Source organism: Phormidium sp. CCY1219 (assembly GCF_055795085.1).
Genome location: NZ_JAYFEQ010000719.1, coordinates 1 through 1,329 on the forward strand (window position 1 = coordinate 1; position 1,329 = coordinate 1,329).

The 1,329-nt window shown below is 47.3% G+C and carries 1 protein-coding gene and 1 pseudogene; both read left to right on the forward strand.

Annotation, left to right across the window (positions count from 1 at the left end):
- Nucleotides 1-81 precede the first annotated feature (81 nt).
- Nucleotides 82-363 (forward strand): annotated as a pseudogene (locus AC0QH1_RS21540) (Uma2 family endonuclease); the annotation flags it as partial.
- Between the two features lie 20 nt (nt 364-383).
- Nucleotides 384-1,229, forward strand: coding sequence for a DUF2887 domain-containing protein (locus AC0QH1_RS21545; RefSeq protein ID WP_324633378.1), 846 nt, complete (start codon nt 384-386; stop codon nt 1,227-1,229).
- Nucleotides 1,230-1,329: the final 100 nt, after the last annotated feature.

A 1,329-nucleotide genomic window follows, 5' to 3' on the forward strand; every position in this document is an offset into this window, starting at 1 on the left:
TGGGGAAAAGCGCCTTTAAAAGTCCGACTTTGGACTCTTTAAGAATCCCTCGGATTTATCCGTAGGGAGTATCAAGTGCCATCTCCTGTCAGACTTAAATCTTATGCCGAACCTCATGCCAATTTAATGATTTGGTTGGGTACTTATAAAGTGGCAACACCAGGCGTGATGCTAGCCGATAATGCTACAGTGCGCCTCGATTTAGATAACGAACCCCAACCCGACGCCCTCCTACGCCTCGATGAAGCCTGCGGCGGACAATCGCGCATTAGCGAAGACGACTACATCGAAGGCGCGCCCGAGTTAATTGTTGAAGTGGCGGGCAGTAGCGCCTCCTATGACCTCCATGATAAATTGCACGCTACTAAATCCGAACTATTCAAATGAAAACCGATAAATTATGTTACCGAATTTTCTTAAATCAACCCAGTCTAATTTCCGAACTGTTACAGGGAATTCCCCCGGACTGTGAATTTGACTATAGTGCCCCAGTCGTCAAGGAAAAAGAAATCCGGCTTGATGGTTTGTTGACTCCGGTTTCCCAAGATGTCAGCTTACCCTTGGTGTTTCTGGAAGCGCAAATGCAGAATGACCCCGAATTTTATGGGCGCTACTTCGCCGGAATATTTATTTATCTGTTTCAATATAAAATTACCCGCCCGTGGCAGGGATTATTAATCCTACGCAGTCGTTCTCTGGACTTAGGGTCAGAAATTCCCTATCAAAACTTGCTATCTAGTTCCGTAACGCGGTTGTATCTAGAGGATTTACTGTCAGTAGAAAATCTTAGTCCGAACTTGTCTCTGCTGAAGTTGGTGGTGATGCCGGAGACTGAAGCGGCTGTGATGGCCAAATCGATTTTAAACCGTACCCAAACCCCGGGCGAATTTCAGAAATACCTGGATTTGGTTGAGGCTATACTGGTCAATAAATTTGATGATTTGAGCATTGAGGAGATACGCAATATGTTGGATCTTAGAGAAGCGGATGTGACCCAAACACGTTTTTATCAAGAAGTGATTCAAATTGGACGCCAAGAAGGAGAGCAACTGGGAGAAGCGAATCTGATTGTGCGTCAGATATCTCGACGTTTTGGGGCGCTGAGTTCGGAACAAATTTCGCAAGTGCGGAGTCTCTCGATTCCTCAACTGGAGTCCCTGGGGGAGGCTTTGTTGGATTTTCAAGAACTTGGAGAATTTGAGGCTTGGCTGCAAGAGAATTCCCTGTAGGGACACAGCACTGCTGTGTCCTCCTTAGCTTCTCGGCGGGAAGCCCCGCGCTCTACCCGTGCTTGGTGAGCGTCGGGATGAGAGCCAGGGGAAATGGAGG